Below are 14,307 nucleotides of genomic sequence, written 5' to 3'. Positions count from 1 at the left end.
GGCCTGACCCCTGGATCACCGGGCTCCGGAGGGTCCGGCTTTGATCACGATGGCAGCCTGAACACGCCGTCGGCAGGGAGCGCAGCATCCTTGTCCAGGGCAAGCCCTGCGAAATCCCAGAGCTTGGGATCCAGCAGATGCGAGGGCCGCGCATTCATCAACGCCCGGAACATCACCTGGCGGCGCCCGGGACTGTTCTTTTCCCAGCCGTCAAGGATCTGCTTCACCTGCTGCCGCTGCAGCCCGTCCTGGCTGCCGCACAGGTCGCAGGGAATGATCGGATAGTTCATCGCCTGTGCAAACCGCTCGCAATCCTGCTCGGCAACATGGGCAAGCGGACGGTAAACAAAGAGATCGCCTTCCTCATTCACCAGCTTCGGCGGCATGGTCGCAAGCCGCCCCCCGTGGAAGAGATTCATCAGGAACGTTTCCAGAATGTCATCCCGGTGATGGCCGAGCACAACCGCCGAGCAGCCCTCTTCCCGCGCGATGCGGTAGAGATTGCCGCGGCGCAGGCGGGAACACAGCGAGCAGTAGGTCCGCCCCTGCGGCACCTTGTCCATGACGACCGAATAGGTATCCTGGTATTCGATGCGGTGCGGCACACCCATCTTCTCGAGGAACTCCGGCAGCACCGTCGCCGGAAAGCCGGGCTGCCCCTGGTCGAGGTTGCAGGCCAGCAGCTCGACAGGCAGCAGGCCGCGCCACTGCAGCTCGTGCAGGACTGCCAGCAGCGTGTAGCTGTCTTTGCCGCCGGAAAGGCAGACCAGCCATTTGGCGCCGCGCTCGATCATGCCGTATTGCTCAACCGCCTCGCGCGCCTGGCGCACGATGCGCTTGCGCAGCTTGCGGAACTCCGTGGAGCCGGGCGCTCCGGCAAAGAGCGGGTGGATGTCGTCAAGGTCAACTGTCATGGAGGAGGGCATAGAACAAAACCCGCTCAGCGGAAAGAGGTCAGGAATGCAAATCGGCCGCGCGCTCCGGCCTGTCCCGCGGCCAGCGGGAATCAAACAGCCCGGCCGCCGCCAGCGGTGTTCCGGGCGCTGACGAATGCCGGGCCCTGCCTCGGCTGGATCCGGAAACCGGCCGGTTCTGCCGGTTTGCAGCCGAAGAATCCCGCTTCCGGGCCGGAAATACCGGGAATTCCCTGGCCGCGTTAACTCCCGGGTTAGATCAGCGCCTTAGTCTCATGCCGGAATGACTTGCGGCAGACGAAAGGTCTGAGAATGAAAAACACGGGATCAGGTCTCCTGGCACGGCTCCGGCAATCCCTTGCCCCCGCCCTTTTCGGGCCGCCGGTGCTTGCCTTCCTGCCGGCCCTGACCCTGGCCACCTACTGGCTCGGCGGCGAGGTTGCGCTGCTGTCGGTGGCGCTTGGCCTGCCCATTCTGATTGCCGCCGCCGGCGGGTTCGGCAAACTGGGCGGCGGCGGGCTGCCGCGCGACAGCATCACCGGCATGATGCTGCGCGACGGGTTCGAGCACGAGACCGCCCGGATTTACGGGGAATGCGCCGATTCAGACCTGCGTTCCGCCATCTTCATCCTGGAACTGGACGAATACAAGGAACTGGCGGACCGGCACGGCCAGGAAGCCGCCGACCGGATCATGCAGCATTGCGGGACGCAGGTTCTGTCGGTCCTGCGCCAGAACGATACAATTGCCCGGATCGGCGACAGCCGGTTTGCCGTCTGCCTGGCGCCGACCCTGCAGCTGGACCTGGAACTGTGCATCCAGCTGGCCGGGCGGATGCAGACCGCCGCCGAGGAACCGGTGCCGCTGGATGGCACCACGGTCTACATGACCTCCTCGATCGGCTTCTGCCAGCGCAACCGGGCACCGGACGGCAGCGCCGCCGAATGGATCAGCGCCGCGGCTGCCGCCCTGTCCGAGGCACACAGCAACGGCCCCGGCGGCATCCGCGCGTTTTCGGCGGACATGACCGGCTACGGCGGCCGCCGCGCCAACCTGCGCGAGGAAGCCGCGGCAGCGCTGGAAGCCGGGCAGATCCAGGCCTGGTTCCAGCCGCAGATCTGCACCGATACCGGCCGGGTGTCGGGGTTCGAGGCGCTGGCGCGCTGGTCGCATCCGGTGCAGGGGCTGATTCCGCCGTCGACGTTCCTGCCCGCACTGGAAGAGACCGGGCTGATGGACCGGCTGAGCCAGGTGATGCTCTACAACGCCCTGGTTGCCATCAAGGCCTGGGATGCGGCAGGCGTGCATGTGCCGTGCGTCGGGGTGAATTTCGCCACCCAGGAATTGCGAAATCCCGGCCTTGCCGGACGCATCAAGTGGGAGCTTGAGCGGTTCGAACTGCCGCCCGAGCGCCTGTGCGTGGAAATTCTGGAAACCGTGATGACCGATCAGCCCGACGATGTGGTCACCCGCAACATCCTGGCCCTCAGCGAGCTGGGCTGCCACATCGACCTCGATGACTTCGGCACCGGCCATGCCTCGATCGCCGCGGTGCGCCGGTTCAACATCTCGCGCATCAAGATCGACCGCTCCTTTGTGATGAAAGCGGATCAGGACCCGGAACAGCAGAAACTGATCTCCGCGATCCTGACCATGGCCGAACGGCTGGAGCTGGACACCCTGGCCGAAGGGGTGGAAACCGCGGGCGAGCATGCGCTGCTGGCGCAGCTGGGCTGCGGCCATGTGCAGGGCTTCGGCATCGGCCGCCCGATGCCGTTTGACCAGACCCTGGACTGGATCACCGCGCATGAGGCCAAGCTGCAGGATGCCCCGGTCATCGGCCGCCAGACCCCCTGACCCCAAAAACCAGCCCCGGACCTCCGCCCCCGCCCCCGGACCTCCGCCCCCGCCCCCCCTGCCCCCCAAATCTGCGCAATTCCCCGGAGTTTCTGCCGCACCGGGGCCCGATGCCGCCCCCGCCCGCCGCGATTCTGCTTGACCTTTGCGGCCCACCTCTGTTGAACCCCACGTGTCCTTCCCTACACGAGGTGGCAGTCCCCAATGGACGATCAGAACAAAAATCTTATTCTCGCAACCGTGCTCAGCTTTCTGGTGATCCTCGGGTGGTATACTTTCTTCCCGCCCCCGGAACCCGAACAGGCGCCGGAAACCGCGATCAGCAGCACCGCCCCTGCGGGAGACGCCGCGCTGGCCCCCAGCGCTTCGGCAGATGCGGTGGCAGAAACCGCCCCGGAAGGCGCCGAAGCCCCGGATGCGCCGCGCGTGGCCATCGACACGCCGCGGATGGCCGGCAGCATCTCGCTGCAGGGCGGCCGGATCGACGATCTGTCGCTGAAGGACTACCGCGAGACGCTGGACCGCAACTCCCCGATCGTCAAACTGCTGAAACCCGTGGGCGAGGCCGGCGCCTATTACGCGCTCTACGGCTGGGCTCCGGGCGCCGGCCTGTCTCTGGAGGACGTGCCGGGCGCCAACACCATCTGGTCCGCCCCGGCAGACGCCGCCCTGACCCCGGACAGCCCGGTGACGCTCACCTGGGACAACGGCAAGGGCCTCACCTTCTCCCGCACCATCGCGGTGGATGAGGATTACATGTTCTCGGTCACCCAATCGGTGGCCAACGCCTCCGGCGGCAGCGTGTCCCTGGCGCCCTACGGCACCCTGGCCCGCCACGGCCAGCCTGCGGGCCTGAAGAATTTCTTCATCCTGCACGAAGGCCTGGTCGGCATGTCCGACGGCGAGCTGGCCGAGACCGATTACGACGACATGACGGATTTCGAGCCCGATCCGCGCGACGGCTCCCGGGCCGAGGTCCGCCAGGTCGCAGAGAACGGCTGGATCGGCTTCACCGACCACTACTGGATGTCGACCCTGATCCCGGAACCGGGCCAGGCCTTCCGCTCGATCGCCAAATTCGACGAGCGCCGCGAGATCTACCAGACCGACATCGTGCTGCCGACCGTGACCGTGGCCGCGGGGCAGTCCGCTGACGCCACCACCATGCTGTTTGCCGGCGCCAAGGAATGGGAGGCCATCCGCGGCTACGAAAAGGCAGGCATCGAAGGCTTCCTGGACGTGATCGACTGGGGCTGGTTCTTCTTCCTGACCAAGCCGATGTTCTGGCTGCTGCACAATCTGAACGTGCTGATCGGCAACATGGGCTGGGCGATCATCGGCCTGACCGTGGTGATCAAGATCCTGGTGTTCCCGCTGGCCTATAAATCCTATGCCTCCATGGCCAAGATGAAAGAGCTTCAGCCGGAGATGGAGAAGCTCAAGGAGCGCGCCGGCGACGACCGCCAGAAGATGCAGAAGGAGATGATGGAGCTCTACAAGCGGGAAAAGGTGAACCCCGCCGCGGGCTGCCTGCCGATCCTGATCCAGATCCCGATCTTCTTCTCCCTCTACAAGGTGATCTTTGTCACCCTGGAGCTGCGCCATGCGCCCTTCTTCGGCCCGTTCCAGGACCTCAGCGCGCCGGATCCGACCTCGATCATGAACCTGTTCGGCCTGCTGCCGATCGCGCCCCCGGCACCGGAAAGCATCCTGGCGCTGGTCTTCATCGGCATCCTGCCGATCCTGCTCGGCATCTCGATGTGGCTGCAGCAGAAGCTGAACCCGGCGCCCACCGACCCGACCCAGCAGATGATCTTTGCCTGGATGCCCTGGGTGTTCATGTTCATGCTCGGCGGCTTTGCCTCCGGCCTGGTGGTCTACTGGATCGCCAACAACACGATCACCTTCACCCAGCAGTACCTGATCATGCGCAGCCACGGCTACAAGCCGGACGTGTTCGGCAACATCAAGTCGAGCTTCAAGAAGAAGCCGAAGGCTGAGAAGGAATGACCCACGCGGTCACCGGCATCTGGCGCCACCCGCTCAAATCGCACGGGCGGGAGGCACTGGAAAAAACCACCGTGAGCGCCGGGCAGACCATGCCCGGCGACCGCGTTTGGGCGGTTGCAAACGAACAGTCCAAGGCCGACGGCAGCAAATGGGTGGTCTGCGGGAACTTCTCCCGCGGGTCGCAGTCCCCTGCCCTGATGGCCATCAATGCGCGGCTGGATGACGCCACCGGGCTTCTCACGCTGACCCACCCCCAGCGGTCCGAAATCACGTTTGACCCCGAAAACCCGGCGGACCTGCAGCGCTTTCTCGATTGGGAAAAGCCGCTGCTGCCCGGTACCGCCCGCGCCTCAGCCCGCATCATCCGGGTGCCGGGCCGCGGCATGACCGACACCGGTTTCCCCTCTGTCACCCTGTGCAACTGGGCTTCCCACCGCGCGGTGGAACAGGCCATCGGCCACGGCCTGTCGCCGCTGCGCTGGCGCGGCAACATCTGGTTCGACCTGGGTGAGCCTTGGGCCGAAAACGACTGGCTGGGCCGCGAAGTGCAGATCGGCGAGGCCGTTTTTGCGGTCCGCGAGCGCGTGGTGCGCTGCCTGGCCACCACCGCCAACCCCGAAACCGGCGAACGCGACGCCGATACGCTGAAGGTCCTGAAAGACAACTGGGGCCACCAGGATTTCTCTGTCTACGCCGAAGTGGTGCGCGGCGGCGGGATCCGCCTTGGCGACGCGGTAAAGGTATTGTGATGCAGATGCAATTTTCCCTGGCCGACGCGCCGGATGACCTCTCCGCCGAAAAAGGCCGCAAGCTGTTTGCCGGCGAGACCGAATTCCTGAAAGGCGTGGTCGCGATGAACGGCCTGCCCGATGCCGACCGGGTCGAGGTCTGCTTTGCCGGCCGCTCCAACGTCGGCAAGTCGAGCCTGATCAACGCCCTCACCGGCACCAAGGGGATCGCGCGGGCGTCGAACACGCCGGGCCGCACCCAGGAGATCAACTTCTTCACCCAGGGGCCGGAGCTGTATCTGGTCGACCTGCCCGGCTATGGCTACGCCAATGCGCCGCTGAAGATCGTGGAGCAATGGCAGAAGCTGCTGAAGCGCTACCTCAGCGGCCGCCAGAACCTGCGCCGCGCCTTTGTGCTGATCGACAGCCGCCACGGGGTGAAATCCGTGGATGCGGAAATCATGAAGCTCCTGGACAGCGCGGCCGTCACCTTCCAATGCGTGATGACCAAGGCCGACAAGGTCAAGGAAAAGGACCGCGCCAAGGTGCTGGAGCAGGTCAAGGGCGCGCTGGCCAAACATCCCGCCGCCTATCCGGAGATCGTGCTGACCTCCTCCGAGAAGGGCGACGGCATCGCCACCCTGCGCTCGATCATCGCCGGGCTGTAACTAACGTGCTGCGCCGCCTGCCCTCCCTGCTGGTTGTGATTGCCCTGGCCGTGGCCGGGCTGATCCCGTCCGGCTGGATGCCGGCCTCGGCGCAGGACGGCAAGGTGCTGCTGGTGATCTGTACCGGCAGCGGCCCGGTTGAAGCCTGGGTCGATCTGGACAGCGGCGCGCCCCATGCCCCCGCTGACCAGATGGAAGACCGCAGCTGCCCCTTTGCGGCGCTTGGCGCGGTGGCATTGCTGCCGGGCAGCCTGATTGATCTGAACATTGAGCCCCCGCTGACTGACCGCTGGTCGCGCGAGGCCTTCACCCACCATACCGCCGGCTTCCACTGGCGCTATGACGCCCGCGGCCCGCCCGCGCTCTCCTGACTTTCTGAACACCCAATGATTTCCGCCGGCACATTCGTGCCCGGCCCCGTTCCGATATGGAGAGACCCAATGGCGACCAGCCAACCGCATCCCGCGGGCCCATCGCGCCCGCTTGCCGAGAAATTCTACTTCGCCGCCTGGCGCTGGCACTTCTATGCCGGCCTGTTTGTGGTGCCCTTCCTGATCATGCTGGCCGTCACCGGCCTGATGATGATGTTCATCACCCAAGTGGACGGCCGCGACGGCGAGAAGATCAGCGTGACCCAAGGCGCAGCCGAGCTGAGCATCCCTGAGCAGGAGGCCGCCGTCCTAGCTGCCCAGCCCGGCACCATTGCCGAATGGATCGGCCCCAAGGCGCCTGATCTGGCCGCCGTGTTCCGGGTGAAAACAGATGACGGCCAGCGCCTGGTCGCCCTGAACCAGTACAGCGGCGAGGTGATCGGGGTCTGGGACCGCCGCGCCGGCTGGTACGATCTGGCCGACAGCATCCACTCCACCCTGCTGATCGGCGACATTGGCGACCGGCTGATCGAAGTGGCCGCGGGCCTGGGCATCGTGCTGGTGCTGACCGGGCTGTACCTGTGGTGGCCGCGCGGCAATGCCGCCAGCGCCTTTGTCCCCAACCTGCGCGCCCGCGGCCGCGCCCTGTGGAAGAACCTGCATGCGGTGACCGGCTTCTGGATGTCGGCGCTCCTGGTGGTGTTCCTGATCTCGGGCCTGTCCTGGACCGGCATCTGGGGCGGTCAGCTGGTGCAGGCCTGGAGCACCTTCCCGGCGGCAAAATGGGACAGCGTGCCGCTGTCGGACGACATCCACGCCAGCATGAACCACGGGTCCACCAACGATGTGCCCTGGGCGCTGGAACAGACCCCGATGCCCGCCTCCGGCTCTGACGCAGGGATCACCGGCGTAGCCGAGGGCGCACCCGTGGATGCCGCCAGCCTGATCGCCCTGGGACGGAGCCTGGGGATGGAGGGCCGCTTCCGCCTTGCCTATCCGGGCGGCGGGTCCGGTGTCTGGACCCTCAACCGCGACAGCATGAGCGGCGACGGCGAAAGCCCCTTCATCGACCGCACCGTGCATGTGGACCAGTACAGCGGCAGGATCCTGGCGGATGTGAAATACGGCGACTACTCGCTCGCGGGCAAGGCGATGGCCGTCAGCATCCCCTTCCATATGGGGCTGATGGGCACCTGGAGCTTTATCCTGAACGTGGTGTTCTGCCTCGCGGTGATCTTTACCTGCGTCTCCGGCCTGGTGATGTGGGTCAAGCGCCGCCCCGCCGGTGCCGCCCGCCTGGCCGCACCGCCGGAACCGGCGGAAATGCCGTTCTGGAAAGGGGCTGCGCTGATCGCCGTGCTGGTCTCGCTGGCCTTCCCGCTGACCGGCCTGGCGCTGTTGGCGGCGCTGGCCTTTGACGTGCTGCTGCTGGGCAACCTGCCGCCTCTGAAACGCGCGGTGAGCTGATCACGCGGAGGCGCAGCATAAATACAGGGCAACGCCCGTCCGCCGGGCGGGCGTCCCGGCCTCGAGTGTGGCAGTTTTTCCCGCGAACCGCATCCCAGGCAGCGTATGGCGAACCCGTTGCAAAACGCCCGTCGTGCTGAAAGCACGCCTCCGGCGTGACGGGGCGGACGGGCGTTGCCCGGCGCGCTGCGCGCTTGATTCCGGGCTTTAGACGTGCTGCGCCCCGTTCACCTCGATCTCGGTGCCGGAGATATAGGAGCTTTCCTGCGAGCACAGGAAATAGATCGCCGCCGCCACCTCCTCGGGCTGGCCCAGCCGCTGCATCGGCAGCTTCTCGACGATCTTATCGGTGCCGGGCGACAGGATCGAGGTCTCCACCTCCCCCGGCGCAATCGCGTTCACCCGCACGCCCAGGGGGCCGAAGTCATGCGCCATCTCCCGCGTCAGCGCCGCCAGCGCCGCCTTGGAGGTGGCATAGGCGGCCCCCGCAAAGGGATGCACCCGGCTGCCCGCGATCGAGGTCACGTTGACAACCGACCCCCTGGCTGCCGCCAGCTCATCCTTCAGGCCCCGTGCCAGCACCACCGAGGCAAAGAAATTCACGTGAAACACCTTGCCCCAGTCCATCAGGTCGGTGTTGAGCGTATTGAGGCGCCCGCCGTCCGGGCCCTTGGGCGAAATCCCGGCGTTGTTGACCAAGGCATCCAGCTGGCCGTCCAGCAGCTCCTGGATCTGGCCCACCGCGTTGATCGTGTCCGACGGGTCCGACAGGTCCAGCTGCACATGGTTTTCCTGGCCGCCGCCCCAGGGGCATTCCACGGGAAACGGATGGCGCGAGCAGGTGATCACCCGCCAGCCCTCGGCATTGAAGCGGCGCACGGTGGCATGGCCGATGCCGCGGCTGGCGCCGGTCAGCAGTAGTGTCTTCTGGCGCATGGCGCTTTCCTCATGAGAGAATCTGGCGTGAGCCTAGCATCCGCGCTGCCATCTGCAACGGGCAGCGCCCAAAGCCGGCCCTTGGCAGCGGCGGCGGAACCTCGTAACACATTCATGCCAAGGGATGATGCAGCAATGAAGAAACAAGATATGAACCGCGATTGGATTGCCACCGCCGAAACCCTCTCCAGCGCGCTGCCGTATTTCCAGCGCTTTGCCGGGGCCATTGTCGTCATCAAGCTGGGCGGCCACGCCATGGGCAGCGACGAGGCGATGGAGACCTTTGCCCGCGACATCGTGCTGATGCGCCAGGTCGGGGTGAACCCGGTGATCGTGCACGGCGGCGGCCCGATGATCAATGCGATGCTGGACAAGCTGCAGATCAAATCGGAGTTCGTGAACGGCAAGCGGGTCACGGACGCCGCCACCATGGAAGTGGTGGAGATGGTGCTGTCCGGCGTCGTCAACAAGCGCATCGTGCAGGCCATCAACAGCCAGGGCGGCCGCGCGGTGGGGCTGTCGGGCAAGGACGCCAGCCTGATCACCTGCGATCAGGCCGACCCGGATCTGGGCTTTGTCGGCGCGCCCGCCGAGATGGACCCCAAGGTGCTGCACGGGCTGTTCGAGAAGAACATGATTCCGGTGATCGCCCCGATCGGCGGCGGCCGCAATGGCGAGACCTACAATATCAACGGCGACACCGCCGCCGGCGCCATCGCCAAGGCGCTGACCGCCGACCGGCTCTTGCTGCTGACCGATGTGGCCGGGGTCAAGAATGCCGACGGCGACGTGGTGACCGAGCTGACGGCGGCCGATGTCGAGGAGATGACCGCCAGCGGCGTGATCGCGGGCGGCATGATCCCCAAGACCGAAACCGCGCTGGACGCGGTCCGGGGCGGCGTGCGCGCCTGCATCATCGTCGACGGGCGGGTGCAGAATTCGGTGCTGCTGGAGCTGTACACCGATCACGGCGCGGGCTCGATGATCCGCGCCTGAGGCTTCCGGGTCCGGGCGGGCTGAGGCGGCCGGCGGAGGGGCGCTGCCCCTGTTGGCCCCTTGGGCCAATTCACCCCGGGATATTTCCGGCCAGATGAACAGGGGATCCTTGTCTCCGGCGGCGCGCCGGGGGCCGCGCGGTGCCGGCTTGCTTTTTGGCCGTATATGCGCATCGCTGCATGCATGGAGCATGAAAGCCTGATCCGCCTGGCCGTCTTCCTGGGCCTGTTTGCGCTGTTTGCAGCGGCCGAGGCCCGGGCGCCGCGGCGGGCCCGGACCCTGCCGCGGCAGCGGCGCTGGCTGACCAACCTCTCGATCACCGTCCTGAACACGCTGACCCTGCGGGCGCTGGCGCTTGGCCTGCCGCTGCTGGCGGTGGGGGCGGCGCTGGATGCCGCCGGGCAGGGGTGGGGGCTGCTGAATGCGCTGCGCTGGCCGGTCTGGCTGGAGGGGCTGCTGGCGGTGCTGGTGCTGGATTTCGCGGTCTGGCTGCAGCATCTGGTGACCCACAAGGTGCCGCTGTTGTGGCGGCTGCACCGGGTGCATCACGCTGACCGCGACATGGATGTGACCACCGCTGTGCGCTTTCACCCGCTGGAGATTGCCCTGTCGATGCTGCTGAAGATCGGGCTGGTCTATCTGCTGGGGCCCTCGGCGCCGGCGGTGCTGCTGTTTGAGCTGCTCCTGAACGGCACCGCGCTGTTCACCCACGCCAACCTGGCGCTGCCGCCGCGGCTGGAGCGGATCCTGCGGCTGGGGCTGGTGACGCCGGATATGCACCGGGTGCACCATTCGGTGCGGCGCGCCGAGCATGACAGCAACTACGGCTTTGCGCTGTCGGTCTGGGACCGGATCTTCGGCACCTATACCGCAGAGCCCGGCCGGGGCCATGCGGGCATGACCGTGGGGCTGCAATGGCAGGACGGGCGGCCTGCGCGGCTGGGCTGGAGCCTGCGGCTGCCGTTCCGCCGCTTCTGAGCCGGGCGGCAGGAAGACGCCGGCAGGCCATTGCGGGACGCTTTTCCGCTCCGGCAGGCAGGCTTGCGCTGCTAGGCTCGCCGCATGCCAGCTGACCGGACGCCGCCCATGCCCCTGACCGACCTGCCCGCCGCCCGTGCCCGGGGCGTGCCTTCCTATCCCTTGATCGCAGCCGCGGCCGCGCAGGCCGGGCTGGTGATCCAAGGCGCGCTGCAGCCGCGGCGGCAGCCGGTGCAGCGGCTGGACGGCGGCACCCTGGTCCTGCTGGGCACCGCCGAGGGGTTCTGGCCGGCATTCAAATCCAGCCCCGAGTTCACTGACGGCAGCCCCGATCCGGTGGACCGCTGGTCGCAGCGGGTGGTCGGCACCCTGGCCGGGGAACTGGACGGCACGGCGTTCTTTCCCTTTGGCGGGCCGCCCCATACCCCCTTTATCAACTGGGCGCTGGCCTCGGGGCGGTTCTTCACATCACCGTCGCAGATGCTGGTGCATGATCGCAGCGGCATGCTGATATCCTTGCGGGGGGCCCTTCATTTCAAACAGGAATTTGACATCCCCCCTCCGCCTTTGGCAGACTCTCCCTGCCGCAGCTGCGGCACCCGCCCCTGCCTCAGCGCCTGCCCCGCCGGCGCCCTGGCAGACGGGGGCCCCTACGATCTGGCGGCCTGCCACGCATATCTCGACACCAGCGCAGGCGCCGGCTGCATGACCGGCGGCTGCCTTGCCCGGCGGGCCTGCCCGCTCAGCAGCGGCGCCGGCCGCGACCCCGAACAAACCGCACATCACATGAGGCATTTTCATCCGCAATGACCTGCACCCTGATCCTGACCCGCCACGCCAAATCCGCCTGGGACACCAATGTGCCCAGCGACCACGCCCGTCCGCTGAACAAGAGAGGACGCCGCTCTGCCCCCGCCATCGCCGCCTGGCTGCGGGACATCGGCGGCCTGCCGGATCAGGTGATCTGCTCCTCGGCGCAGCGGGCCCGCGAGACCTGCGAGCTGATGGAGCTGGGGGTGCCCGCCACCTTCACCGAACGGCTGTACCACGCCAATTCGGAGATCATGTTCAAGGTGCTCAGCGAGGCCGGCCAGCAGCGGGTCATGCTGATCGGCCACAATCCCGGCATTGCCGCCTTTGCCCATTCCATCGTGTCCTGCCCGCCGGACCATTCACGGTTTGACGACTACCCCACCGGGGCCACGCTGGTGGCGGAATTTGCAATCGACCGCTGGAAGGATCTCGGCTGGAGCAGCGGCAAGGCGATCGATTTTGCGGTGCCGCGGGAATTGCTGGGCGAGTAAGCTTGCAGGGCCTGTGCGCGCAGGCTATCCTGCGCGCACGGAACCAGGAGATTTTATGTCCCGTTGATCTGCGGCGCCACGGCGCCGCGCGCACTGACCGAAACGCGAACACCAGCCTCTTCGGGCTGGCGGCGTGATGGTTGTTGCTTGACAAAACCGGACACATGCTGCCGAAAGCGCAGCACAACCTGGGATACCCCTGACAATGATCAGACCCTATGAGGCTCCCGACAAGGAAGCCGTTCTTTCCATCTGGCGGGACGCCAATGCCCTGGCCCATCCGTTTCTGAGCCCGGAACTGGTGGTTCAGGCCGAGACCATGATCCGCGACACGTTCCTGGACATGGCCGAGACCTGGATCAGCGCGCCGGCAGGCACGCCGGCAGGATTCATCTCGCTGCTCGGCGCCGAGGTCGGCGGCCTGTTCATCCGGCCCGCCTGGCAGGGCCGCGGCCTGGGCCGCGTGCTGCTGGACAAGGCCTGCGCATCGCGCCCGCGGCTGGAGCTTGACGTCTTTGCGGAAAACACGCGCGCGCAGCGGTTCTACCGCCGGTACGGCTTCACGGAAGCCCGCCGCCAGGTGAATCCGTTTTTCGGCCATGCGGAAATCCGCATGATCCTGGACCCGCGCTAGGCGATGCAGGAGGCCGGGCACTGCCCCGGCCTCCTGCGGCACGCCGCCGCATCCCGCGCGGGAGGGTTCTGGAATTTGCGCCGCCGCAGGCCTAGATTTTGCGGCGGACCGAAGTTTTTCAGGATTGGAAACCTCCATGCACCGCCGTTCCCTGCTGCTGGCCGCAGCCGCCCTGCCGCTTGCCTCCCTCCCCGCCTTCGCGGCGCAGGAAGAGGCCATCCGGATCATGAAATCGCCGGCCTGCGGCTGCTGCACCGCCTGGGCCGATCATCTGGCCGCCGCCGGGCTGGAGACCGAGGTGCGCGAGGTTCCCGATGACCAGCTGTGGCAGATGAAGGAGCAGCTGGGCATCACCGGTGAGCTGGCCTCCTGCCACACCGCGCTGGCCGGCGCCTATGTGATCGAGGGCCATGTGCCCGCCGCCGACATCCGGCGGCTGCTGGCAGAGCGCCCTGATGCGCTGGGGCTGACGGTGCCGGGAATGCCGGTCGGCTCGCCGGGGATGGAAATGGGCGAGGAGCGCGAGGCCTTCGACACGCTGCTGATCAAGCCGGACGGCCGCACCGAGGTCTTCGCCAGCCACGGCTGAGACGAAAAAAGGCCGGGCGCTGTGCCCGGCCTTTCCGATCTGCGGTGCCGCGGCCTCAGTGGCCGAGGATCTGGCTGAGGAACAGCTTGGTGCGGTCGCTCTTGGGGTTGTTGAAGAACTCCTCGGGCTCGTTCTGCTCGACGATCTGGCCCGCGTCCATGAAGATCACCCGGTTCGCCACCTGCCGCGCAAAGCCCATCTCGTGGGTGACGCAGAGCATGGTCATGCCTTCCTCGGCGAGCTCGATCATGGTGTCGAGCACCTCCTTGATCATCTCCGGGTCCAGCGCCGAGGTCGGCTCGTCGAACAGCATGATGCGCGGCATCATGCACAGGCTGCGCGCAATGGCGACACGCTGCTGCTGGCCGCCGGACAGCTGGCCGGGGTATTTGTCGGCCTGCTCGGGGATCTTCACCTTTTCCAGGAAGTGCATCGCCCGCTCTTCGGCTTCCTTCTTGGGCGTCTTGCGCACCCAGATCGGCGCCAGCGTGCAGTTCTCCAGGATCGACAGATGCGGGAACAGGTTGAAGTGCTGGAACACCATGCCGACCTCGGAGCGGATCTTGTCGATGTTCTTGAGGTCGTTGGACAGCACCGTGCCGTCCACCTCGATCCTGCCCTGCTGGTGCTCTTCCAGCGCGTTCAGGCAGCGGATCAGGGTGGATTTGCCGGACCCGGAGGGCCCCGCGATCACGATGCGTTCGCCCTGGTTCACCGTCAGGTTGATGTCGCGCAGCACGTGGAAGGACCCGTACCACTTGTTCATGTTGGAGATTTCGATGGCGACCTTGTCGCTCACCTGCATCTTGGAGCGGTCGATTTCGCGGTCGGTCATAAGTTCAGACATATGTTGAA

General features: G+C 66.5%; 15 protein-coding genes. 12 read left to right on the top strand and 3 right to left on the bottom strand.

Features of this window, described 5'->3' with window-relative positions:
* Positions 1-44 precede the first annotated feature (44 nt).
* Positions 45-914 carry a tRNA 2-thiocytidine(32) synthetase TtcA gene (gene ttcA / locus OKQ63_RS01530; protein WP_264212224.1) on the bottom strand — a complete coding sequence of 290 codons (870 nt, stop codon included), beginning with the start codon at positions 912-914 and terminating at the stop codon, positions 45-47.
* A 312-nt stretch (positions 915-1,226) separates the two neighbouring features.
* Between ttcA and OKQ63_RS01525 the strand changes: the two genes are divergently transcribed.
* From OKQ63_RS01525 to OKQ63_RS01500, 6 genes are all read left to right on the top strand, one after another.
* Positions 1,227-2,771: a putative bifunctional diguanylate cyclase/phosphodiesterase gene (locus tag OKQ63_RS01525; RefSeq protein ID WP_264212223.1), complete on the top strand. Its 1,545-nt coding sequence runs from the start codon at positions 1,227-1,229 to the stop codon at positions 2,769-2,771.
* 204 nt (positions 2,772-2,975) lie between these two features.
* The gene (yidC, locus tag OKQ63_RS01520; protein WP_264212222.1) at positions 2,976-4,781 is read left to right on the top strand and encodes a membrane protein insertase YidC; all 1,806 of its coding nucleotides are present in this window, start codon (positions 2,976-2,978) and stop codon (positions 4,779-4,781) included.
* Positions 4,778-5,530 (top strand): MOSC domain-containing protein, encoded by a 753-nt coding sequence (locus tag OKQ63_RS01515; protein ID WP_264212221.1) that lies wholly within the window; start codon positions 4,778-4,780, stop codon positions 5,528-5,530. The genes yidC and OKQ63_RS01515 overlap by 4 nt, the downstream gene beginning before the upstream one ends.
* Entirely contained in the window at positions 5,530-6,177 is a 648-nt protein-coding gene (gene yihA / locus OKQ63_RS01510; protein WP_264212220.1) for a ribosome biogenesis GTP-binding protein YihA/YsxC, read from the top strand. Before OKQ63_RS01515 ends, yihA begins: the two co-directional genes overlap by 1 nt.
* 5 nt (positions 6,178-6,182) lie before the next feature.
* Complete coding sequence (locus OKQ63_RS01505) at positions 6,183-6,548, top strand: DUF2946 family protein (protein WP_264212219.1); 366 nt, start codon at positions 6,183-6,185, stop codon at positions 6,546-6,548.
* A 69-nt stretch (positions 6,549-6,617) separates the two neighbouring features.
* Positions 6,618-8,015, top strand: a complete 1,398-nt coding sequence (locus OKQ63_RS01500; RefSeq protein ID WP_264212218.1) for a PepSY-associated TM helix domain-containing protein — start codon at positions 6,618-6,620, stop codon at positions 8,013-8,015.
* Between the two features lie 207 nt (positions 8,016-8,222).
* Here OKQ63_RS01500 and OKQ63_RS01495 read toward each other — a convergent pair whose 3' ends face one another.
* Entirely contained in the window at positions 8,223-8,951 is a 729-nt protein-coding gene (locus OKQ63_RS01495) for an SDR family NAD(P)-dependent oxidoreductase (RefSeq protein WP_264212217.1), read from the bottom strand.
* A gap of 135 nt (positions 8,952-9,086) precedes the next feature.
* Here OKQ63_RS01495 and argB point away from each other — a divergent pair, with 135 nt between their 5' ends.
* The 6 genes from argB to OKQ63_RS01465 all read left to right on the top strand — a co-directional run bounded on the left by argB (position 9,087) and on the right by OKQ63_RS01465 (position 13,452).
* Complete coding sequence (gene argB / locus OKQ63_RS01490) at positions 9,087-9,947, top strand: acetylglutamate kinase (RefSeq protein ID WP_264212216.1); 861 nt, start codon at positions 9,087-9,089, stop codon at positions 9,945-9,947.
* Between the two features lie 183 nt (positions 9,948-10,130).
* Positions 10,131-10,925: a sterol desaturase family protein gene (locus tag OKQ63_RS01485; protein WP_264212215.1), complete on the top strand. Its 795-nt coding sequence runs from the start codon at positions 10,131-10,133 to the stop codon at positions 10,923-10,925.
* Positions 10,926-11,033: 108 nt separating this feature from the next.
* Positions 11,034-11,735: a ferredoxin gene (locus tag OKQ63_RS01480; RefSeq protein ID WP_264212214.1), complete on the top strand. Its 702-nt coding sequence runs from the start codon at positions 11,034-11,036 to the stop codon at positions 11,733-11,735.
* Entirely contained in the window at positions 11,732-12,229 is a 498-nt protein-coding gene (locus OKQ63_RS01475; RefSeq protein ID WP_264212213.1) for a SixA phosphatase family protein, read from the top strand. The genes OKQ63_RS01480 and OKQ63_RS01475 overlap by 4 nt, the downstream gene beginning before the upstream one ends.
* A gap of 205 nt (positions 12,230-12,434) precedes the next feature.
* Positions 12,435-12,863, top strand: coding sequence for a GNAT family N-acetyltransferase (locus tag OKQ63_RS01470; RefSeq protein WP_264212212.1), 429 nt, complete (start codon positions 12,435-12,437; stop codon positions 12,861-12,863).
* A gap of 136 nt (positions 12,864-12,999) precedes the next feature.
* A complete protein-coding gene (locus OKQ63_RS01465; protein ID WP_264212211.1) occupies positions 13,000-13,452 on the top strand; it encodes a DUF411 domain-containing protein in 453 nt (150 codons plus the stop codon).
* A gap of 55 nt (positions 13,453-13,507) precedes the next feature.
* On the opposite strand, the gene OKQ63_RS01460 is transcribed toward OKQ63_RS01465, so the two are convergent.
* Positions 13,508-14,299: an amino acid ABC transporter ATP-binding protein gene (locus OKQ63_RS01460; protein ID WP_286672687.1), complete on the bottom strand. Its 792-nt coding sequence runs from the start codon at positions 14,297-14,299 to the stop codon at positions 13,508-13,510.
* Positions 14,300-14,307 lie beyond the last annotated feature (8 nt).

Source organism: Leisingera thetidis, from assembly GCF_025857195.1.
Taxonomy (GTDB): Bacteria; Pseudomonadota; Alphaproteobacteria; order Rhodobacterales; family Rhodobacteraceae; genus Leisingera; species Leisingera thetidis.
The sequence above is the reverse complement of the archived record's forward strand: the minus strand, read 5'-3'. Positions and strand labels throughout refer to the sequence as shown.

Excerpts from the sequence above, each read along its gene's own strand:
- OKQ63_RS01480 (WP_264212214.1), top strand. The coding sequence starts at position 11,034 with ATGCCCCTGACCGACCTGCCCGCCGCCCGTGCCCGGGGCGTGCCTTCC.
- OKQ63_RS01525 (WP_264212223.1), top strand. The coding sequence starts at position 1,227 with ATGAAAAACACGGGATCAGGTCTCCTGGCACGGCTCCGGCAATCCCTT.
- argB (WP_264212216.1), top strand. The coding sequence starts at position 9,087 with ATGAAGAAACAAGATATGAACCGCGATTGGATTGCCACCGCCGAAACC.
- OKQ63_RS01470 (WP_264212212.1), top strand. The coding sequence starts at position 12,435 with ATGATCAGACCCTATGAGGCTCCCGACAAGGAAGCCGTTCTTTCCATC.
- OKQ63_RS01495 (WP_264212217.1), bottom strand. The coding sequence starts at position 8,951 with ATGCGCCAGAAGACACTACTGCTGACCGGCGCCAGCCGCGGCATCGGC.
- OKQ63_RS01465 (WP_264212211.1), top strand. The coding sequence starts at position 13,000 with ATGCACCGCCGTTCCCTGCTGCTGGCCGCAGCCGCCCTGCCGCTTGCC.
- OKQ63_RS01515 (WP_264212221.1), top strand. The coding sequence starts at position 4,778 with ATGACCCACGCGGTCACCGGCATCTGGCGCCACCCGCTCAAATCGCAC.
- yidC (WP_264212222.1), top strand. The coding sequence starts at position 2,976 with ATGGACGATCAGAACAAAAATCTTATTCTCGCAACCGTGCTCAGCTTT.
- OKQ63_RS01475 (WP_264212213.1), top strand. The coding sequence starts at position 11,732 with ATGACCTGCACCCTGATCCTGACCCGCCACGCCAAATCCGCCTGGGAC.
- ttcA (WP_264212224.1), bottom strand. The coding sequence starts at position 914 with ATGACAGTTGACCTTGACGACATCCACCCGCTCTTTGCCGGAGCGCCC.
- OKQ63_RS01485 (WP_264212215.1), top strand. The coding sequence starts at position 10,131 with ATGGAGCATGAAAGCCTGATCCGCCTGGCCGTCTTCCTGGGCCTGTTT.
- OKQ63_RS01500 (WP_264212218.1), top strand. The coding sequence starts at position 6,618 with ATGGCGACCAGCCAACCGCATCCCGCGGGCCCATCGCGCCCGCTTGCC.
- OKQ63_RS01460 (WP_286672687.1), bottom strand. The coding sequence starts at position 14,299 with ATGTCTGAACTTATGACCGACCGCGAAATCGACCGCTCCAAGATGCAG.
- yihA (WP_264212220.1), top strand. The coding sequence starts at position 5,530 with ATGCAGATGCAATTTTCCCTGGCCGACGCGCCGGATGACCTCTCCGCC.